Below are 20686 nucleotides of genomic sequence, written 5' to 3'. Positions count from 1 at the left end.
TACTCACCCGTCCGCCGCTAACATCATAAGAGCAAGCTCTTATGATGTCCGCTCGACTTGCATGTATTAGGCACGCCGCCAGCGTTCGTCCTGAGCCAGGATCAAACTCTCCATAAAAACGGTAAGCTGATTAGCTCAATTTGCATCACGCTAGCAATGCAATAAATTAAGGATGAAATTTTCCCTATCGGGTAAATTTCTTTGACGAGATATCATGTATCTCTATTTCGCTTGGCTTTTGTTCAGTTTTCAAAGAACTAACGTGTCGTTTTCAGCGACTTGATTATCATAACAAAAACAAAATGTAATGTCAAATTGTTTTTTTTGTTAATTTTTCAATTCGTTTTGGCGACAAGAAATAATATACCATACGATATAAACTAATGCAACTATTAAAACCAAAAAAAATTGAACTGCTTTTTATAACAGTTCAACCAAAGGAAAACATGTCCATTTTTCTCATCAAATAATAAACTGTTTAATTACAATAAGAAGAACCACACCTGGGACACCTAGCAAACCAGAAACAGCTGCTGTTACACCATTAATCGGAATATAAAAATCAATAAAAGACCCAAATGTATTTACAAAAAAGAGCATAAGTGCACCTATCACGACTTTGACTGCAATATTCCCCAAAAAACGAACAGGTTTCATTGGAGCGCCGACAACTAATAGAATAACAACCACCCCCGCAAGTAGAGCAATTAAAATAATCGGATCCATTTTCCCACCTCATTTTAAGCTTGTCTTATTGATTCCTATGCCGCTAGAAACAAAAAAAGAACAAACTACTTAGCGCAGTTCGTTCTTACTAACCTGACGTTTCCTTGCTTCTCTTAACAAGAATGAATAAACAGCTTCTGTTACTTTCGCCCTGTTTAACACATCATCAGATGGATCAATACTTCTTTGAATAAGTTGTTTTTCACTATCAAGCTTTTCCTTCTGCTTTTCAAGATGTTTAAATAACTGAGCATTTTCCTGTTTACGAAGTTTTTGTTTTTTACGAAACAAGATTCAATCCACCTTATCGTCTAATCTATTTAATAAAGGTTATAGAAATTTACAGTTCTCTTCGCCCTTCAATTGCTCTTGAGAGTGTAACTTCATCGGCATACTCCAAGTCACCGCCAACCGGTAGTCCATGAGCAATTCGAGTTACCTTAATCCCCGTCGGCTTAACAAGTCTCGAAATGTACATCGCCGTAGCTTCTCCCTCAATCGTTGGATTTGTCGCAATAATAACCTCTTGTATCGTGTCATCTTGAAGGCGCTTGAGAAGCTCGGGAATCTTTATATCTTCAGGGCCTACCCCATCCATCGGAGAAATAGCTCCTTGAAGAACATGATAATCTCCACGATACTCCTTCATCTTTTCCATCGCGATGACATCTTTCGCATCTTGAACGACACAAACTAACGACTTATCCCGGTGTTGATCCTCACAAATACGACAAGGATCTGTGTCAGTGATATTATGACAAACCGAACAATAAGTAAGATTTCGTTTCGCATTTACTAACGCTTTAGCAAAATCAAGCACATCGTCTTCCTTCATATCTAAAACAAAAAAAGCCAGGCGGCTAGCCGTTTTAGGTCCGATACCTGGCAATTTCATAAATCCTTCAATTAATTTAGCTATTGGTTCAGGATACTGCAAATCGTCCCCTCCTAGAACATTCCAGGAATATTCATTCCTTTTGTGAACTTACCCATATCTTGTTCTACTAGCTCATCCACTTTTTTCAATACTTCATTTGTAGCAGCTAAAATAAGATCTTGTAACATTTCTACGTCATCTGGATCAACGACATCTTCAGAGATCGTCACATCTAAAATTCGTTTATCTCCACTAGCAACTACAGTCACCATTCCACCGCCTGCAGTCGCTTCAACTGTTTTCTCTTTTAATTCCTCTTGTGCTTTCGCCATTTGCTTTTGCATTTTTTGCATTTGCTTCATCATATTACCCATGTTTTTCATCAATAAAAACCTCCCGTATTTTAAGAATCACTAAATTCAATTAAATCCTCACCAACTAGCTTCACTGCTTCATCTACTAAAGAGTCACTATCATCCGCTTCTTTAGTAGAACCTTTTTGTTCGGCTACATAATCCTCTTTCACTTTTTCCCAGTGCGTTTGAAGAAGAGTAACAAAAGTCGACTGCCCATTCAGAGTTTCCTGAATAATAGCTTCTAATACCTCTCGAAACTTTATATCCATCATATCACGATGCATTTCATTTTGAAACGCTAAGACAATCGTAGATGCAGAAGAAGCGACTGGCTTACAATCACTTAACCAAGCATGCGCCGGAACACTCTTCACCTTTATCCGTTCCATTACATCTCCCCACCTAGAAGTAACAACTTGTAAGTGACGTTTATCAGCTTCTTTTAACGTTTCTTTCACACGCGCTGCCCCATTCCGAGCTTGCGCAGGTACCTTTTTAACTCTCCGCTGCTTAGGGGCTTGACCATCTTCAGATTGAGTAACAACTTGGCCAGATTGTACATTTTCTAGTTTCTTCTCTAGCAAGGCAATCTTGCTTTTTAATTCCTCTACCTCACTCGAGGATACCGAACTCGGTGTGGCAACTTGACTCTTCTGTTGATTAACTAACTTCAACAATGCGAGTTCCAAAAAGATTTTCGGATGTGCAGACCACTTCATTTCTTGCTGACTCGCATTTAAAGATTCGATAGCCGCATACAACCAATGAACATCAACTTTATCCGTTAGATCCTTAAAGTGATCATCCACTTTTGCTCTTTCCAACAGATCTTCTGCCATAGGAGCATTTTTAAACAGAAGCAAGTCCCGATAATAATAGATTAGATCTTCTACAAAACGGTTAGGATCTTTTCCATCCTGCAATATCTGCTCTAATTGACTGAGAGTGGCTAACGTGTCTCCTTCTTCTATAGAAGTAACCACATTAGTTAACGCTTGTTGGGATACAGCACCTGTAACAGCCAGTACATCATCTAACTGAAGACTCTCGTCCGCAAATGAAATGGCTTGATCTAATAAACTCAAGGCATCTCGCATACCACCTTCTGCAGCTCTTGCAATCATAAAGAGGGCGTCTTCATCAGCTGAAATAGAATCATGACCAAGAATAAACTGCATTCTAGATACAATCGCTTGGTTTGTAATACGCTTAAAATCAAAACGTTGACATCTAGAAATAATGGTAAGTGGTATTTTGTGAGGTTCTGTTGTGGCCAAAATAAAAAGCACATGCCCAGGCGGCTCTTCAAGTGTTTTCAATAAAGCATTAAAGGCACCGGTAGACAACATATGTACTTCATCTATAATATACACTTTATAACGAACTTCACTTGGTGCAAATTTCACTTTGTCTCGAATGTCTCGAATTTCATCTACACCATTGTTAGAGGCCGCATCAATTTCAATGACATCAACAATTGCACCAGAAGTAATACCTTTACAAGCTGAACACTCATTACATGGTTCCGCAACTGGAGCCATTTCGCAGTTGATTGCCTTAGCAATGATTTTAGCCGCACTTGTCTTACCTGTACCGCGCGGACCAGAGAACAAATAAGCGTGGGATAATTTTTGTTGTAATAATGCGTTTTGTAACGTTTTCGTTATGTGTTCTTGTCCAACAACATCTTTCAATTGTTGCGGTCTCCAAACACGATACAGCGCTTGATAACCCACTCCCACTTCCTCCTCTTTTAAAACACTTTCTTCTATTATAGCGATTGAACATCATTTTTTAAAGTAGTACATACGTAATTACAAAAGGCGGCTGACCCCTGGAAATAATTCATTTTTTCACAAGCGACTACATTTATAAATTTAAAAAAGCAACTACAATTATGTAGTTGCTTTTTTATATAAAATTGATACCGTGCACCCTCTGTTGATAATGCCACCACAGGCGTTACCTAAGCAGTTAGCTCGGCCCAGGCGACTCCACGGCACACGGAAGGGGCCACTTACTGCTGCTTCCTTCCGGACCTGACAGGGTTCATGGGTTTCCGTTGCGTGGAACCCAAGCGTCAACACCACTTACTTAGGTCAGACCCTGCGGTGACAAAACCTCGAGAGGGGATTCAGCCTCGCTACAGCGGATTGCGAGTACAGGGCACCGCTACCTCCCCACCTAGCACGGCAAATTTAATAACATTGTTAACACGTCTCACTGACGCATTTCCTAGTATAGATGGTTTGTCCTAAAAATGCAACCGTAACAAACTGGAAACTAAAATTCCTCATTTCGACAACTTCCTTCTTTGACGCAAAGCACGAAAGAAAGTTGTAAGAATCGTACTACACTCATTTTCAAGGCATCCAGAAACAACTTCTGTTTGATGATTAAACCTAGGTTCATCTAAAAGATTCATCAACGTTCCAGCGCAACCAGCTTTTGGATCAGGAGCTCCAAATACTACTTTTTTTATACGCGATTGAACAATGGCTCCTGCACACATCGGACAAGGTTCTAACGTGACATAAAGAGTACAATCAAGCAAACGCCAACTATCTAAATTCCGACAAGCTTCCTTAATAACAGCGAGTTCAGCATGCGCCAAAGCTTGTTGATCGATTTCCCTTCGATTGTGAGCAGCAGCAATCAACTCTCCATTCTTAACAAGAACAGCACCAATAGGAACCTCTCCAATCTCTTCAGCTTTCCTCGCTTCCTCTAAAGCAACTTCCATCCACTTCTCATCCATACTCAACTGTATTCACTCCACTCAGCGACAATGTAAACACTTATAAAAAACAAAAAACACTACCATTACTGGTAGTGTAACATTTTTATGTATGGCGGAGGAAGAGGGATTCGAACCCCCGCGCGGTTTAACCCGCCTGTCGGTTTTCAAGACCGATCCCTTCAGCCGGACTTGGGTATTCCTCCGCGTCACTGACAAAATTCATTATAAACAACTCATAATAAAAAGACAAGTATTTTTTTGGAAAGTTACGTATGGGGCCATTTCTTTTTGCAAAAAAACAGCTCACTCTTTCGAGTAAGCTGTTTCCTTATTATTGCAATGTTACATCTTGAAGCATAAGGATTCCAGTTGGGTGCTGCCATAGACCTTGTACATTATCACTAACACCTAAAAGGAATTGTTGGTGATGGATGTAAAGCATTGGAGCTTCTTCAACAAGAATTTCTTGTGCATCTTTATAAAGAGCTGCACGCTCTTCTGGATCTGGGTTTTGACGAGCTTGATCTAAAAGCTCATCAAGTTCAGGATTGCTAAGGAATGTACGGTTTCCAGGCTCACCGTGGTTATTAGAGTGGAATAATGCATACATACCGTAGTCAGCATCACCTGTTACAGTAGACCAACCAAGAACGAACATGTCATGCTCGCCATTTGCAGTGTTCTCTAGGTAAGCACCCCACTCTACAACTTCGATGCTAACATCAATGCCGATTTTTTCTAACTCAGCTTGAACGAAAGTAGCAGCGTCAATACGCTCACGGTTATCATTAGTCCATATAGTAGTTGAGAAACCATCTTCATAACCAGCTTCAGCTAATAGAGCTTGAGCTTCTTCTACATTATATTCTAGACCAGAAACAGTCTCATCATAACCAAATACATCAGGAGCTAAAGGACCGATAGCTGGAATACCAGCACCATCGTAGATTCCTTCAATAATTGCTTCTTTGTTAATCGCTTTAGAGATCGCTTGACGAACTAACGGGTTATCAAATGGTTCTTTTTCAACATTGAAACCGATATAAGATAAAGAAACACTTGGTTGACGGTTAACATGGATACCATCAGTACCTTCTACACGTGAAATATCAGAAGGACTTAGTGGATCAGAAATATGCGCTGCACCAGTTTCAAGTTCAGCAATACGAGTTAAATCTTCTGGAACTACTTTGAAAGTTACAGAATCAAGCTTAGCATTCTCGCCCCAGTACTCTTCGTTACGTACTAATTTAATTTCAGTACCAGGAGTCCAAGAGTCAAACTTGAAGTATCCAGTACCTACAGGATTTTCACTAATTTTGCTTCCTGGTTCAGCACCAGCTTCCATTGCCTCATAGTCTTCAGCAATTAAATCACCAGAAATCATTCCACCACCATTGTGTGCAAGGTGCGCAGGAAGTGGAGCAAAAGGAAACTCAGTCGAAATACGAACAGTATGCTCATCTTCAACTTCAACACCTGTAATCATATTAAAGATGAATTGACGAGGAGAAGCAACTTCAGGATCAAGGATACGATCTAAGTTAGCTTTTACAACGTCAGCGTTAAAGTCAGAACCGTCATGGAATTTCACACCTTCGCGAAGGTAGAATTCCCAAGTAAGGTCATCAACCATTTCCCAGCTTTCAGCTAGCCCTGGTTGTAGTTCCATGTTTTCATCTTGCTCTACAAGTGCTTCATAGATGTTTTGAGCAACATTACTTGATGGAGTGTCATTTGAACCATGTGGATCAAGCGCAACAGCGTCAGATAGATTAGCAATTACTAAATCGCCACCTTCTCCGCCTTCAGTAGTACCTTCAGCAGCCTCTTCTCCTTCAGCAGGAGCAGGAGTTACATCTGGCTCATTTGCACATGCAACGATAAATACACTGAATGCTAATAAAAGAGCCAAAAAGAAAAACGAATTTTTTGACATTTTCATCAAAAAATACCCCCTATTTTTGTAATTAGTCTTTGTACTAAAACCAATATTACTATATATCAAGAAAATAAAGAATACAAGTTCTTTTTCCGAAAATTACTTTTCCAGAAAACTTGACAGATTGTTCGTCATAATTGAATTTTTCTGATAATACTGATACTAGTTGACATCATAGAAAACGACAGCGTTTTCAACATCTGACACATCATTATACCACAATAACAATATTGTCGTTGTAAATACCACTTAGCATGTTATAATTAGAATTTGTGAAATAGTATTTGTCTTGTCGAACAAGGTCGAATTTTCAGACTTTGTTGCAAGGTGGAGATATAAAAATTAATAAAAAGGAAAGGGTGTATGTTATGAGCGAACAAACTATTAAAAACGCTGAAACATCAAGTCGGCCTCCTAGCCCTGCTGCTCAAAGATGGAAAAGTTTTTACAAAAAATTACGTAAAAATAAAGCAGCTATGGTCGGTGGCATTCTCATTATCTTCTTTATATTACTAGCGGTCATTGGACCTTCTTTTACACCGTATGAACCGAACGTCCAAAACCATGTTAATAAACTGGCTAGCCCCTCGTCTGAACATTGGTTTGGAACAGACCACCATGGTCGTGACATTTTTAGCAGAATTATTCATGGGATGTCGATTACTTTATATGTAGGATTTTTCTCTGTTTTAATCGGAGCAACAATAGGTGTGTTCTTAGGAATCATTTCTGGTTATTACGGTAGAATGGTGGATACTGTCATCATGCGTGTGATGGATATCTTACTTGCTTTCCCAGGTATCTTACTTGCGTTAGCTATTGTTAGTGTATTAGGTGGAAGCTTAAATAACGTTATAATTGCTGTTGGTATTTTCTCTATTCCTGTTTTTGCACGTATCGTACGTGGATCAACGCTTGCCGTTCGTAAATTAGAATATATTGATGCGATGAGAGCACTAGGTGCAAGTGATGCAAGAATTATCTTTAAACACATCTTACCTAATGTAACTTCTCCATTAATCGTTCAAGGTACATTAAGCATTGCAACATCGATCTTAACTGCTAGTGGACTTTCGTTTTTAGGTATGGGTGCACAACCACCGACACCCGAATGGGGAGCTATGTTAAGTGGTGGGCGTAACTACATGTGGGATGCCCCTCATGTTGCATTCTTCCCTGGTATCGCAATTGTTATTGTTGTACTAGCCTTTAATATCTTTGGTGATGGCTTACGAGATGCGTTAGATCCTAAAATGAAAAACTAGAAAAGAGGTGCGAAAACATGTTTACTTTTATCTTACGTCGTCTTGTTCAGACGATTCCAGTTTTAATAGGTGTTACAATTTTAACATTCAGCTTGATGCACCTCATTCCTGGTGATCCAGCTCAAATCATGGCAGGTGAAAGTGCTTCTCCAGCTCAGATCGAACAAATGCGTGAGAGACTTGGCCTAAATGAAGCAATTCCTGTTCAATACGCAAAATATGTTTCAGGTGTCGTACAAGGTGACCTTGGAAATTCGATCCGTAGTGGTCGTCCAGTTGCTCAAGAAATCTCGGGACGGTTTTGGGTAACCGTAGAACTTGCTATATACAGTACGATTTTAAGTGTATTTATCGGTTTAATTGCTGGAGTGATTTCAGCAACAAAGCATTACACGTTTACTGATGTTGCTATTATGATTGTTGCATTATTTGGGTTATCCATGCCAAACTTCTGGCTTGGACTTATGCTAATTCAATGGTTTGCAATCGGCTTTGATATAGGACCTATTAACACAGGTTGGTTTGCAGCCTCTGGTTGGGGTTCATGGCAACAAATTGTCTTACCAGTTATCACGTTAGGAACTGCAGGGGCTGCTATTATTGCTCGTATGACACGTTCAAGTATGCTTGAAGTTATTGGACAAGATTATATCCGTACAGCTCGTGCTAAAGGGGTTAAAGAACAGGTTGTCATTTATCGCCATGCATTAAAAAATGCCATGATTCCTGTTGTGACTGTTGTAGGTCTTCAATTTGGTTCATTACTAGGCGGTGCCGTTCTTACTGAGATGGTATTTGCTGTTAACGGAATGGGACGTTTAATTATTGATGCTATTCGTGCACGTGACTTCCCTATCGTTCAAGGAACCGTTCTTGTATTTTCATTAATATTCGTAGCCGTAAACTTACTTGTAGATGTAGCGTATCGCTTCTTAAATAAACGAATTGATTTGAATTAATTGTGATATAAAAATGTGAAAGGTGTGAAACCTTATGACGACAAAAATCGATAACAAGAATGAAACAATTCTTGAAGTTCGTGACCTCCGCACGTCGTTTTTCACGGAAAACTTTGAGGTTAAAGCTGTCGATGGTGTCAACTTTTCTGTACCGAAAGGAAAGACACTAGGAGTAGTTGGTGAATCTGGTTCTGGTAAGAGTATTACATCACTTTCTATTCTCAGACTGATTCAAAACCCTGGGAAAGTCGTGGGCGGTCAAGTTCTATTTAAAGGAACAGATCTTCTTGAAAAAACAGAAGCACAAATGCGAAAAATCCGTGGAAATGAAATTTCGATGATTTTCCAAGAGCCGATGACTTCGTTAAACCCTGTTTATACTGTAGGTCAACAAATTGGAGAATCATTTCAGATTCATGAGAAACTTAACAAAAAACAATCAATTGAACGCTCAATTGAAATGTTGAAACTTGTAGGGATTCCATCACCTGAACAACGTGTTCACCAGTATCCACATGAACTTTCAGGTGGGATGCGTCAACGTGTGATGATTGCGATGGCATTAGCGTGTAATCCTGAGCTGTTAATTGCTGATGAACCTACAACGGCTTTAGATGTAACGATTCAAGCGCAAATTTTAGAATTGATGAAGGATCTTCAAAATCGTTTAGGCATGTCAATCATTATGATTACACATGACCTAGGTGTAGTCGCAGAAACTTGTGACTATGTTGCTGTTATGTATTGCGGAAAAGTTGTAGAATTTGCTTCTGTTGATGAGCTGTTCCGTAATCCAAGACATCCTTACACTGTTGGACTACTCAATTCATTGCCGCGTCATGATATTGATTTAGAGGATGAAGAGTTATCAGTTATTAAAGGGGCTGTCCCAAGTCCAGCTGATATGCCTGTAGGCTGTCGATTTTCACCACGTTGTCCGCATGCAAGTGATATCTGTGTTGAACGTCTTCCTGAGCTTGAAGAAGATGAAAATGGCAACCAAATTCGTTGCTGGATCTACTCGGATGAGTGGGATGGCGATCCGGAGGTGAACGTGTATGAAAAAAGAACTACTGAAAGTTAAAGATTTAAAACAATACTTCCCTATTAAGGGCGGAGTGTTAGGGCGTACCGTTAACCATGTTAAAGCCGTTGATGGTGTAACATTTGATGTCTATGAAGGGGAAACGGTAAGTATCGTAGGTGAATCTGGTTGTGGTAAATCTACAACAGGGCGTGCTATCCTTCGTCTTGATGAGCCTACAGCTGGTGAAGTAGTTTTTGATGGGGATGACTTATTATCTTTAAATAAGGCGCAAATGCGTAGGAAACGTAAAGATTTACAAATTATTTTCCAAGATCCTTATGCTTCTATTAATCCACGTCATACTGTACGTCAGATCTTAGATGAAGCGTTAGAAATTCAAAATGTTGTTCCAAAATTGCAACGTGCTGATAAAATACGTGAACTAATGGAAACAGTTGGTCTTGGTCCACACCAAATTGACCGTTTCCCGCATGAATTTAGTGGCGGTCAACGTCAACGTATCGGTATTGCTCGTGCATTATCCGTTGATCCTAAGTTAATCATTTGTGATGAGGCTGTTTCAGCGCTAGATGTTTCGATCCAAGCGCAAGTAATTAACTTATTAAAGAAATTACAACGTGAATTTAAGTTAACGTATTTATTTATATCTCATGACTTAGGTGTTGTTCGTCATATTTCTGACCGAGTTATCGTCATGTATCTTGGACGCATCGTAGAGATCGGTGATAAAACGTCCGTATTCGATAACCCACAACATCCATATACAAAGGCATTGCTTTCAGCCATTCCTGTACCGGAACCAGGCAAAAAGAAAGAACGAGTCATCCTAAAAGGTGATGTACCTTCACCTATTAATCCTCCAGAAGGCTGTCGTTTCCACACACGCTGTCCATTTGCTACAGACCTGTGTAAAACAGACACACCAGAGCTTAAAGGTGAAGATTACATGAAAGAAGGCCACCTAGCAGCATGCCACTACATGGATGAAATCGAATCAGGTAAGCACAAACCTAAGTATTAGATCATAAAGAAACCAGGTCGCTCTTTGACCTGGTTTCTTTATGATCGAAGCAATGTGCGGAGCCACTGCAGTCTTTTAAGCCTCAAGGAGCGGGTTTCTCCTTGAGGCGCGCAGTGAGTGGAGCCATTGCAACCATGTTCGCTCTCTCTACGACTATAGACCGCTCTTTGACCTGGTTTCTTTGTGATCTAAGCAATGTGCGGAGCCGCTGCAGTCTTTTAAGCCTCAAGGAGCGGGTTTCTCCTTGAGGCGCGCAGTGAGTGGAGCCATTGCTAACATGTTCGCTCTCTCTACGACTATAGACCGCTCTTTGACCTGGTTTCTTTGTGATCTAAGCAATGTGCGGAGCCGCCGTAATGTTTTAAGCCTTTTGAGTGGGTTTCTCAAAAGGCGCACGGCGAGTGGAGCCATTGCTAACATGTTCGCTCTCTCTTTGACTAAAGACCACTCTTTGGTCTAGTTTTTTGTAATCTAAGCAATAAGCGGAGCCGCCGTAATGTTTTAAGCCTTTTGAGTGGGTTTCTCAAAAGGCGCACGGCGAGTGGAGCATTGCCACTATATCTGCTTCCTCTTTAGCTAATGGTCGCTCTTTGACCTGGTTTCTTTATGATCGAAGCAATGGTTTCGCTCTCTCACCTTTCTCCATTTCTACTTCTCTACTTTGTTCATTTACGATATCATTATTATAGAGACTTAATTAAAAGGTGTGATTCTTTGAAAACAACGACACTTTTACTCTTAATAATTATTTCAATGCACCTCTTGACCCTCATCAATGTTGCTTTTTTTAATGGGGCATGGAATGGAATTGTTTTATCCATCTCAACTTTTTTATTTATTACGGCATTAGCTTTTTATAGTATTAATAAACAAAAGACTCAAGCTAGTGACAACTAGTTTTTAGCAATTTATTTCATTTTGAAGCATTAATAACCCGACTGCACACTCATGCAGTCGGCCCTTTATAAACTTACTTAACCGTAATCTTTTCAACATTCCCCATATATGGGCGTAACACTTCTGGAATCACAACAGTTCCATCTTCTTCTTGATAATTTTCTAAGATCGCAGCAACTGTACGGCCGACTGCAAGACCTGAACCATTTAATGTATGAACAAATTCTGGTTTTGCTTTTGGGTCCGAACGATATTTAATATTTGCTCGGCGTGCTTGGAAATCTTCAAAATTACTGCAAGAAGAAATCTCACGGTAAGAGTCATTGCTTGGAATCCATACTTCAATATCATACTTCTTAGCAGCCGTGAAACCTAAATCAGCAGTACACATGCTTAATACCCGGTATGGAAGTTTCAGAAGCTGAAGTACTTTCTCAGCATGTCCTGTTAGAGTTTCAAGTGTTTCATAAGAATCTTCAGGCTTCACGAAACGTACAAGTTCCACTTTATTAAACTGGTGCTGACGAATTAATCCGCGTGTATCACGGCCAGCAGAACCTGCTTCTGAACGGAAGTTTGCACTGTATGCTGTATATGCTATTGGTAACTGTTCTGCCGTTAATATTTCATCGCGATGTAAGTTTGTTACTGGTACTTCTGCAGTTGGGATAAGGAAGTAGTCCAAATCTTGAATTTTAAAAGCATCTTCTTCAAACTTTGGTAATTGACCTGTCCCTGTCATACTTGCGCGATTCACCATATATGGAGGAAGCACTTCCTCATACCCATGCTCATCTTGGTGTAGATCCATCATAAAATTAATCAACGCACGTTCTAGGCGTGCCCCTAATCCCTTATAAAAGACAAAGCGGCTTCCAGTCACTTTAGAAGCTCGTTCAAAATCAACGATTCCCAGATCAGTTGCTAAATCCCAGTGAGCTTTCGTTTCAAATCCAAAAGAACGTACCTCTCCCCATTTACGGACTTCGACATTATCATCTTCTGTATCGCCTACTGGAACACTCTCATGCGGAACGTTAGGAATTGTTAAAAGAATTCCTTCTAACTCTTCTTCAGTATTACGCAGCTGTTCATCCAATGATTTAATTTTTCCTGATACTTCTTTTGTCTCTTTAATTAAATGATCTGCATCTTGTTTTTCACGCTTTAACTGCGCTACTTCTTGAGATACTTGGTTTCTTCTATTCTTTAGCTCCTCTACTTCAACAATAATGGTACGACGCTTTTCATCTAACTCTTCAAAGCGGTCTAATCCAGAGATATCTTCACCTCTTGTAGCAAGTCTCGTTTTTATATCATCAAAGTCTTTTCGTAGTCGTTTTACATCTAACATTTCTTGTCCTCCTCTTATCTTATCTTACCTATTCTACCAAATTATATTGGATAAAAAAAAGCCCTCACCCCTTCTATAAAAAGAAGGGACGAGAGCACCCGCGTTACCACCCTTGTTGCAAAGTAGCAGGTGCTTTTCCTGCTACTTAAAGCCGCTTTAGCAATAACGGCTGCCTACCGAGAAGATTTCATACTTCTACTCAAAGGTGGATTCCATACAAGCACTCCCCGGTTCGCACCATCCACCGGCTCTCTGTACAGCACATTGTATGTACTAATCCTTATCTACGCATTATCTTTATTGTTTTGATTCTTCTACAATTGAAACGAAAAATTGATGGAAACGATGGTCGTCTGTAAGCTCAGGATGGAAAGAACATGCTAGGAAGTTTCCTTGTCTTGCAGCAACAATCTCATCCCCATACTTTGAAAGAACTTGAACATCTTGCCCCACTTCTAAAATAAGTGGGGCTCGGATGAAGACAGCACGAATATCTTCACCTACTCCAGTTACATGAAGATCTGTCTCAAAACTTTCACGTTGACGACCGAATGCATTACGCTGTACCTTCATATCAATGACAGCCAAATGACCCTCATCTTGTCCTTCAATTTGTCCAGCCATTAAAATGGCACCTGCACATGTCCCAAACATTGGTTTACCTGATGCAGCAAACCCTTTTAAAGGCTCATAAAAACCATATAAATCAATAAGACGGCGCATTGTCGTACTTTCTCCACCCGGAAGTACCAATCCATCTACATCATTGAGCTGTTCTACTTTTTTTACTACGACTATTTCTGTATTAGGAGCTTCTAAGCAGTTCACATGCTCTCTAACAGCCCCTTGCAGTGCCAATACACCTATTTTAACCATTACTAATCCTTTCCCTTACACCAAGCTTAAATTACCAGCCACGCTCTTGCATGCGCTCTGTTGGGTTAAGAGTCGAAATTTCGATACCTTTCATTGCTGTACCAAGTCCTTTAGAAAGCTCAGCAATTAATGCATAATCTTCGTAGTGAGTCGTTGCTTCAACGATTGCACGAGCAAACTTCTCAGGGTTGTCTGATTTAAAGATACCAGAACCTACGAATACCCCGTCAGCACCTAACTGCATCATTAGTGCAGCGTCTGCAGGAGTCGCTACTCCGCCTGCTGCAAAGTTAACGACAGGTAGTTTACCTGTTTCTTTAATTTGTAATAAAAGGTCAAATGAAGCACCAAGGTTTTTCGCTTCTGTCATTAACTCATCAGTAGACATTTGTTTGACTTTATTAATTTGACCTTGGATCATACGCATGTGACGTACAGCCTCTACAATATTACCCGTTCCAGGCTCACCTTTTGTACGGATCATTGATGCACCTTCACCAATACGACGAGACGCTTCTCCTAAATCACGTGCTCCACATACGAAAGGTACAGTAAAATCACGCTTGTACAAATGGAATACTTCGTCAGCAGGTGTTAATACTTCACTTTCATCAATGTAGTCAACACCCATTGCTTCAAGTACACGTGCTTCAACGATATGACCAATACGTGCTTTTGCCATTACTGGAATTGATACTGCATTTAGTACTTCTTCAACAATTGTTGGATCAGCCATACGTGCTACTCCACCCGCTGCACGAATATCAGCTGGTACACGCTCAAGTGCCATGACTGCAACCGCTCCTGCAGCTTCTGCAATCTTTGCTTGTTCAGCGTTGATAACGTCCATAATGACGCCACCTTTTTGCATTTCTGCCATACCTCTTTTGACTCTATCTGTTCCTGTTTGACTCATTTGTATATCCTCCTATACCGTTCGTCTAAAGTTGAATGATTATCCTACATTAGTATACCTTAAAACGAGTTTTTTCGCATAAATTTTCAGTTTTTATTTTAGCATAAAACGGATCCTTTACAAAATAAGGGCATGAAAAAGATATTTTTACTTTTTCAATGCCCTCTAAAAATCCGTTTTATTGTTTTTATTATGAAAACCAACCTTTTACTGTATCAGCTACACCATTCCAAATACCTGAGAAGAAACCACCGATTGCACGCATTGTCATTGAGAACCAACCAGATTTCTCAACAGCAGAGTCTGTCACAACTAATACTTCAGCACGCTGTGTTGGGTATAGAAAGTCTTCGTCTCCTTCTCCTGTGTAAACAAGGGAAAGGGTTCCAACTTCAGCTCCTGCTTCAAATGGAGCAACAATCTCTCCATCTTCATTTAACACGTTGTTATCAAGGACAAGCTCAGTTGCATATAAATCTTCTTCACCATTACGAACAACCGTAGTTAAAGGGTCGACACTAGAAATGGTTACTTCTCTTTCTTTACCGGCTGCTACTGGAAGAATGTCTAAACCTTCAGGAGCATAACCCGCGCCTACGATTTCAGCAGTTGAGAAATTATTAAAACCGTGATCCATTAGCTTGGCCGTTTCGTTAAAACGATCATCACGTGTACCCGTACGCATAACAACAGTAATAAATCGCATCCCATTACGCTCAGCTGTTCCCGTAAAAGCATTACCGGCTGCAGACGTATAACCAGTCTTTAAACCATCTACACCTTGATAATCGTGCTGTGCCTCAATGCCTGAGAGCATCCAGTTCCAGTTACGCATGTCAATTTGCTCATCTGGACCAGGACCAGCTTCAAACGTCAGTGTTGGAATACTAGCCGTCTCAAGTACTTCAGGGTAATCATTAATTAAATGATATGCAAGCTTTGCTGTTGCACGTGCAGACATCATGTTCTCAGCATTTTCACCTGTACCATTAGGATGATTCCCTAGTAAATCAGAATTATTCAACCCTGTTGAGTTAACAAATTCATAATCTTCTAAACCAAGCTCTGCTCCTTTTTCATTCATCATACGAACAAATTCCGTTTCAGAACCAGCAATTAATTCAGCTAAAGCAATCGTTGAAGCATTTGCAGAATAAATCGCTATAGATTGGTAAAGTTGTTCAACGGTATATGAATGATCTTGCCTGAGTGGTACGTTAGATAATGCAGTATAAAGTGATAAATTCCTTACAAAATCGCTAATTGGTACTTCTTGACTCCAAGAGATTTTTCCCTCATTGATCGCTTCAAGAATCAAGTACTCACTCATCATCTTAGTCATACTTGCTGTTGGTAAAATAGCATCTATATTCTTCTCATATAAAATCTTTCCTGTCTTAGCATCTACTAGAATTGCAGATTCAGCTTGTAAATCAAAAGCCGCACTTGTTTTCATTGGTTGTATAACAAACGTTAAAACCACAACAATCATAAGAATAATTGAAAGTGATTTTTTAAACATGAGTTGATTCACTTTTATCCCTCCACCTTTTCACATAGAGGTAATTTTACCATATCTACTAAAAAAAAAATAGATAAAGAAGATACTATCTATTTACTATTTTTATACAAATTTTAACCAGTAGTATTCTCTCATTTGTTGCAAAAAGATGCTCATAAGGACTTTGTCCATTATGAGCATCTTCTCTTCTATAGTGAATAGTTTGGTGCTTCTTTTGTAATTTGTACATCATGTGGATGACTTTCGCGTAATCCTGCTCCAGTAATACGAATGAATTGTCCATTTTCTCTAAGATCATCCAAAGTAGCTGTTCCGCAATACCCCATACCAGCACGAATTCCACCGATTAATTGGTGAATCGTATCATTTAAAGGTCCTTTGTAAGGAATGCGGCCTTCAATTCCTTCTGGGACTAACTTCTGAGCATTTTCCTGGAAATAACGATCTTTACTTCCTTTTTCCATCGCTCCTAATGAGCCCATTCCACGGTAAACTTTAAATTGTCGCCCTTGGTATATTTCACGTTCTCCTGGGCTTTCTGAAACCCCTGCAAGTAAACTTCCAAGCATAACTGCATGTCCTCCTGCAGCAAGTGCCTTAACGATGTCCCCAGAATATTTAATACCACCATCAGCAATAATTGGTACACCATGCTTTTTCGCTTCTAATGCACAGTCATACACGGCTGTAATTTGTGGAACACCAATCCCTGCAACGATACGCGTTGTACAGATTGAGCCAGGTCCAATTCCTACTTTTACTACATCTACTCCAGCTTCTATTAAATCTCGTGTTGCATGTGCTGTCGCAACGTTACCAGCGATAATTGTTAAATCTGGATATTGTGAGCGAACATCACGAACTTTATCTAATACCCCTTTAGAGTGGCCATGTGCTGTATCGATCACAATGGCGTCTACACCGGCTTCTACTAGTGCAGCAATACGAATATCAGCATCAGCTGAAACTCCAATAGCAGCACCTACTACGAGGCGTCCTTGAGCGTCTTTGGCAGAGTTAGGGAACTCAATAACTTTTTCAATATCTTTAATTGTGATTAGACCTTTTAACGTGCCTTCATCATCAACAAGTGGGAGCTTTTCAATTTTGTATTGTTGAAGGATCTTCTCAGCTTCGTTCAGCGTCGTACCAACTGGTGCTGTAACAAGATTCTCTTTTGTCATCACTTCATCAATTTGAATAGAATAATCTTCAATAAAACGTAAATCACGATTCGTAATAATACCAACTAGTTTTTGATTCTCATCAACAATCGGGACACCAGAAATACGGTACTTACCCATTAAATGCTCTGCATCATAAACTTGACGATCTTTTGTTAAATAGAAAGGATTTGTAATAACACCACTTTCAGAACGCTTAACAATTTCAACTTGCTCTGCTTGTAATTCAATCGACATGTTCTTATGAATGATTCCTAGTCCACCTTCACGTGCCATGGCAATAGCCATTTTTGCCTCTGTAACTGTATCCATTCCCGCGCTAACAATCGGAATATTTAATTGTAAGTTCTTGCTCAACGTTGTTTTCACAGATACATCACGAGGTAAAATCTCTGACTTTCCTGGAACTAGAAGTACATCATCAAAGGTTAAACCTTCTTTTTGAAATTTATTTTCCAACATAATTCTGCCTCCCCGAATCGATTTTTATCGAAAAATATTATTAGTAGCTTATCAAGTGGGCAAACTACTGTCAAGAATGAATATAATGTGAGACTTTTTAGAATATACAGAACAAAAGGAGGTACGTTAAAATTAAATGATGAACGACTTATTTATACCCTTTTATTCTGCTACGTACTCAAGAAAATATTTAACGGAAAAATATGAAGCAAATCAGATTTCTCAACCGAAAACAAAAAGCTATCAAGTCTGTTCTTCTTTTATGTATCATTTACAACACGGACAATTATATTTCAATCAAGCAATCAACTCTCCCATTGAAATAAAGCCTGTTCTTCTTTTTTATGGTGTCGTCCAACTATTAAAAGCATGTATTTTAACAGCTGACCCTAACTATCCAGAGAATTCCCAAGTCCTTGCACATGGCGTTACAACACGGAAAAGAAAGAAATCTACTTATCGTTTTTTAGATGATGAGGTAAAAATCCAGAAAAACGGAATCTTTTCCTATTTTTTAGACAAAATGTTTCACATGAAACATTTGGAAGGCGAAAAATATCAAATGGTAACACTTTTTAACCACATAGCTGATATGCATCCTTTATTTTTACGCCTTACTAATAAATCGCTATCCTTTAAAGGAGATCTAAAGCAAAAAAACATTTTGCTCCCTCCTAACGTTTTAGATCAGTATCATATGACCGTTAATCGGTTCGAACAATATATAGAAGCGAATACAGTAAATGATAAATCACTTAAAGTTAAAGTGGCTGAAACGAAAGAAAATGTTCAAATAATAAGTTCCCATCTTCCTCCATTCTGGAATTCAAATCCTTGGTTGTATGACTGTGATAAAAACATTTACTTCTTCCAAGAACGTGATCACTTAAAAGCATACTCATTGCCAGAACTAGCAACTCATTTTTTACTGCTATATAACTTAAGTATGATATGCAGATACGAAGCTGAATGGTGGGGCGATTTAATTCATACGTTTGACGGTGTCGATTTCCCGTATATCTCTCATTACTTACATGTTGTCGAACGGAAGGTACCGTCAATTATTTCGAGCTTTTTGGAAGAGTCCGTTGGCAATTAAGGCGCTTTTTTCATATCTGTTATGATGAGTTAGATAAAGCGTAGATTTACATTTGTAATGATTTTTAGGGAGCTAGCTTTGTATGAGGACACTGGAAAGGTTTGTTTCACCTTTATAGTTCCATCTATGCAATCTTGAGAGCTGTTGCCATGTTTTAAAAGCCATCTTTGAGTGGATTTCTCATATAGGGCAACAACATGCAGTGCGCAGAGCCAAACGCTGGATTACGGGTATCTATAAAAAGACTTATCCTACTTCGATGAGGTATGCTACAAATTATTAAAACAATTAGGAAGCCTTCAAGATGGAACATTAGCTGTTCATAGGAAGATGTTGATCCATCGGATGCTTTACTATAGGGCAGCTTTATCTCAACTATTTTTATGCGGAGTGTGCCTGCCTGGCAACGTCCTGGCTCTCCCTTTCCCTTCTACGGGGGTGATTATTCTTGCAGTCGCTCTTAGAAGAGTCTCATGCCGTGTTAAGTGTTCGGATTCACTTCTTTTCTTCTACAAGAAAGGCACGAAGCCTTTCTAAGAAGCACTCTGTTAAGCTTACGAAAAAAAGAAGTTCGTCTCACAGGGGGACATGGAGTTTTTCAGGAAGTTTACTCACGTCGTAATTTTGCCCCGTATGCGAAAACAACCTAATAATAAAGTTAAGCTATTGACCGCTAATTTTAACTTTTTCTCTTTCTTTACGACATTAATAAACAGACTGCACACCCGTGCAGTCTGTTTCATCATTTTATTTTATTTAACCGTAATCTTCTCGACATTCCCCATATGTCGCGTCAATTTCAATGACATCAACAATTGCACCAGGGGTAATACCTTTACAGGCTGAACATAGTGTTTCACGTTGTAACCATTCGCCCTTTCGAGGAAGATGCTGTTCCTTCGGGCTCACTACTATTATACAGCGTATGTCCATCTCTCCTATTTCCATGCGCAGCGTACCCTGCCTGGCAACGTCACGATGCACCATCGGCTCATTCGAGGATGATGCTGTTCCTCCGGGCGCTCTACCGATAGACGGCTTTATCCCATCAACTCTTCTATTTTCATGTGAGCGTGCCCGCCTGGCAACTTCCTGGCTCACTATTTCCCTTCTACGCGGGTGATTGGGCATGGTGTTCTTTCTTCGACGCTTCTCACGTTGTATTACGAAGAGAAAGGGTTCGTCTCACAGGGGGACATGAAGCAGTTTCAAGATGTCTTTTCATGTTGTAACCATCGGCTTATTCAACGGAGATGCTGTTACTTCGGGCGCACTACTATTATGCAGCGTATGTCCGTCTCTCCTATTTCCATGCGCAGCGTACCCTGCCTGGCAACGTCCTGGCTCACCCTTTCTCTTCTACGGGGATGATTGGGCATGCAGTTGTTCTTCGAAGTAATTCACGTTGTATTACGAAGAGAAAGGGTTCGTCTCACAGGGGG

18 protein-coding genes, 1 tRNA gene, 1 rRNA gene, 1 other RNA gene and 1 other annotated feature are annotated in these 20686 nt (G+C 39.8%); of the genes, 5 read left to right on the top strand and 16 right to left on the bottom strand.

The window, feature by feature from the left end:
* The 10 genes from AC1FXP_RS22655 to AC1FXP_RS22610 form a co-directional block, all read right to left on the bottom strand.
* Positions 1-117: ribosomal RNA gene (locus AC1FXP_RS22655) — 16S ribosomal RNA — on the bottom strand; the annotation flags it as partial.
* A gap of 345 nt (positions 118-462) precedes the next feature.
* Positions 463-726, bottom strand: coding sequence for a pro-sigmaK processing inhibitor BofA family protein (locus AC1FXP_RS22650; RefSeq protein WP_480064196.1), 264 nt, complete (start codon positions 724-726; stop codon positions 463-465).
* A gap of 69 nt (positions 727-795) precedes the next feature.
* Complete coding sequence (locus AC1FXP_RS22645; protein WP_480064195.1) at positions 796-1017, bottom strand: YaaL family protein; 222 nt, start codon at positions 1015-1017, stop codon at positions 796-798.
* A 49-nt stretch (positions 1018-1066) separates the two neighbouring features.
* Positions 1067-1663, bottom strand: a complete 597-nt coding sequence (gene recR / locus AC1FXP_RS22640) for a recombination mediator RecR (RefSeq protein ID WP_480064194.1) — start codon at positions 1661-1663, stop codon at positions 1067-1069.
* Between the two features lie 11 nt (positions 1664-1674).
* A complete protein-coding gene (locus AC1FXP_RS22635) occupies positions 1675-1986 on the bottom strand; it encodes a YbaB/EbfC family nucleoid-associated protein (RefSeq protein WP_480064193.1) in 312 nt (103 codons plus the stop codon).
* A gap of 20 nt (positions 1987-2006) precedes the next feature.
* Entirely contained in the window at positions 2007-3695 is a 1689-nt protein-coding gene (gene dnaX / locus AC1FXP_RS22630; protein ID WP_480064192.1) for a DNA polymerase III subunit gamma/tau, read from the bottom strand.
* Between the two features lie 191 nt (positions 3696-3886).
* Positions 3887-4152: signal recognition particle sRNA large type (gene ffs, locus AC1FXP_RS22625), an RNA gene on the bottom strand.
* A gap of 100 nt (positions 4153-4252) precedes the next feature.
* The gene (gene tadA, locus AC1FXP_RS22620; protein WP_480064197.1) at positions 4253-4717 is read right to left on the bottom strand and encodes a tRNA adenosine(34) deaminase TadA; all 465 of its coding nucleotides are present in this window, start codon (positions 4715-4717) and stop codon (positions 4253-4255) included.
* Between the two features lie 92 nt (positions 4718-4809).
* A tRNA-Ser gene (locus AC1FXP_RS22615) sits at positions 4810-4902 on the bottom strand.
* Positions 4903-5030: 128 nt separating this feature from the next.
* The gene (locus AC1FXP_RS22610; RefSeq protein WP_480064191.1) at positions 5031-6644 is read right to left on the bottom strand and encodes a glutathione ABC transporter substrate-binding protein; all 1614 of its coding nucleotides are present in this window, start codon (positions 6642-6644) and stop codon (positions 5031-5033) included.
* A 365-nt stretch (positions 6645-7009) separates the two neighbouring features.
* On the opposite strand from AC1FXP_RS22610, the gene AC1FXP_RS22605 reads away from it, so the two are divergent.
* Genes AC1FXP_RS22605 through AC1FXP_RS22590 form a run of 4 tightly spaced genes read left to right on the top strand, consistent with a single transcriptional unit; the run spans position 7010 to position 10934 of the window.
* On the top strand, positions 7010-7906 hold the full coding sequence (locus tag AC1FXP_RS22605; RefSeq protein WP_480064190.1) for an ABC transporter permease: 897 nt from the start codon (positions 7010-7012) through the stop codon (positions 7904-7906).
* A 17-nt stretch (positions 7907-7923) separates the two neighbouring features.
* Positions 7924-8865 (top strand): ABC transporter permease, encoded by a 942-nt coding sequence (locus tag AC1FXP_RS22600; RefSeq protein WP_480064189.1) that lies wholly within the window; start codon positions 7924-7926, stop codon positions 8863-8865.
* A gap of 34 nt (positions 8866-8899) precedes the next feature.
* Positions 8900-9949 (top strand): ABC transporter ATP-binding protein, encoded by a 1050-nt coding sequence (locus AC1FXP_RS22595; RefSeq protein ID WP_480064188.1) that lies wholly within the window; start codon positions 8900-8902, stop codon positions 9947-9949.
* Positions 9924-10934 carry an ABC transporter ATP-binding protein gene (locus AC1FXP_RS22590; protein ID WP_480064187.1) on the top strand — a complete coding sequence of 337 codons (1011 nt, stop codon included), beginning with the start codon at positions 9924-9926 and terminating at the stop codon, positions 10932-10934. Before AC1FXP_RS22595 ends, AC1FXP_RS22590 begins: the two co-directional genes overlap by 26 nt.
* Before the next feature lie 970 nt (positions 10935-11904).
* Here AC1FXP_RS22590 and serS read toward each other — a convergent pair.
* From serS to guaB, 5 genes are all read right to left on the bottom strand, one after another.
* Complete coding sequence (gene serS / locus AC1FXP_RS22585; protein ID WP_480064186.1) at positions 11905-13185, bottom strand: serine--tRNA ligase; 1281 nt, start codon at positions 13183-13185, stop codon at positions 11905-11907.
* Positions 13186-13266: 81 nt separating this feature from the next.
* Positions 13267-13481 (bottom strand) — a binding site (T-box leader).
* 1 nt (position 13482) lies between these two features.
* Complete coding sequence (gene pdxT, locus AC1FXP_RS22580) at positions 13483-14061, bottom strand: pyridoxal 5'-phosphate synthase glutaminase subunit PdxT (RefSeq protein WP_480064185.1); 579 nt, start codon at positions 14059-14061, stop codon at positions 13483-13485.
* 31 nt (positions 14062-14092) lie between these two features.
* Complete coding sequence (gene pdxS / locus AC1FXP_RS22575) at positions 14093-14977, bottom strand: pyridoxal 5'-phosphate synthase lyase subunit PdxS (protein ID WP_034634174.1); 885 nt, start codon at positions 14975-14977, stop codon at positions 14093-14095.
* Positions 14978-15167: 190 nt separating this feature from the next.
* Positions 15168-16511, bottom strand: a complete 1344-nt coding sequence (locus AC1FXP_RS22570) for a D-alanyl-D-alanine carboxypeptidase family protein (protein WP_480064184.1) — start codon at positions 16509-16511, stop codon at positions 15168-15170.
* 176 nt (positions 16512-16687) lie between these two features.
* Positions 16688-18145 (bottom strand): IMP dehydrogenase, encoded by a 1458-nt coding sequence (gene guaB / locus AC1FXP_RS22565; RefSeq protein ID WP_480064183.1) that lies wholly within the window; start codon positions 18143-18145, stop codon positions 16688-16690.
* A 136-nt stretch (positions 18146-18281) separates the two neighbouring features.
* On the opposite strand from guaB, the gene AC1FXP_RS22560 reads away from it, so the two are divergent.
* Complete coding sequence (locus AC1FXP_RS22560; protein WP_480064181.1) at positions 18282-19244, top strand: YaaC family protein; 963 nt, start codon at positions 18282-18284, stop codon at positions 19242-19244.
* A 756-nt stretch (positions 19245-20000) separates the two neighbouring features.
* On the opposite strand, the gene AC1FXP_RS22555 is transcribed toward AC1FXP_RS22560, so the two are convergent.
* Complete coding sequence (locus tag AC1FXP_RS22555; protein WP_480064180.1) at positions 20001-20375, bottom strand: hypothetical protein; 375 nt, start codon at positions 20373-20375, stop codon at positions 20001-20003.
* Positions 20376-20686: the final 311 nt, after the last annotated feature.

Source organism: Halalkalibacter sp. HAAS-P013, from assembly GCF_056619925.1.
Note: the sequence above shows the minus strand (reverse complement) of the source record. Positions and strands in the feature narration are given on the sequence as shown.

Coding starts and splice junctions, on each gene's coding strand:
- AC1FXP_RS22650 (WP_480064196.1), bottom strand. CDS start 726: ATGGATCCGATTATTTTAATTGCTCTACTTGCGGGGGTGGTTGTTATT.
- AC1FXP_RS22635 (WP_480064193.1), bottom strand. CDS start 1,986: ATGAAAAACATGGGTAATATGATGAAGCAAATGCAAAAAATGCAAAAG.
- tadA (WP_480064197.1), bottom strand. CDS start 4,717: ATGGATGAGAAGTGGATGGAAGTTGCTTTAGAGGAAGCGAGGAAAGCT.
- AC1FXP_RS22610 (WP_480064191.1), bottom strand. CDS start 6,644: ATGAAAATGTCAAAAAATTCGTTTTTCTTTTTGGCTCTTTTATTAGCA.
- AC1FXP_RS22605 (WP_480064190.1), top strand. CDS start 7,010: ATGAGCGAACAAACTATTAAAAACGCTGAAACATCAAGTCGGCCTCCT.
- AC1FXP_RS22600 (WP_480064189.1), top strand. CDS start 7,924: ATGTTTACTTTTATCTTACGTCGTCTTGTTCAGACGATTCCAGTTTTA.
- AC1FXP_RS22595 (WP_480064188.1), top strand. CDS start 8,900: ATGACGACAAAAATCGATAACAAGAATGAAACAATTCTTGAAGTTCGT.
- AC1FXP_RS22590 (WP_480064187.1), top strand. CDS start 9,924: ATGAAAAAAGAACTACTGAAAGTTAAAGATTTAAAACAATACTTCCCT.
- serS (WP_480064186.1), bottom strand. CDS start 13,185: ATGTTAGATGTAAAACGACTACGAAAAGACTTTGATGATATAAAAACG.
- pdxT (WP_480064185.1), bottom strand. CDS start 14,061: ATGGTTAAAATAGGTGTATTGGCACTGCAAGGGGCTGTTAGAGAGCAT.
- pdxS (WP_034634174.1), bottom strand. CDS start 14,977: ATGAGTCAAACAGGAACAGATAGAGTCAAAAGAGGTATGGCAGAAATG.
- guaB (WP_480064183.1), bottom strand. CDS start 18,145: ATGTTGGAAAATAAATTTCAAAAAGAAGGTTTAACCTTTGATGATGTA.
- AC1FXP_RS22560 (WP_480064181.1), top strand. CDS start 18,282: ATGATGAACGACTTATTTATACCCTTTTATTCTGCTACGTACTCAAGA.
- AC1FXP_RS22555 (WP_480064180.1), bottom strand. CDS start 20,375: ATGCCCAATCACCCGCGTAGAAGGGAAATAGTGAGCCAGGAAGTTGCC.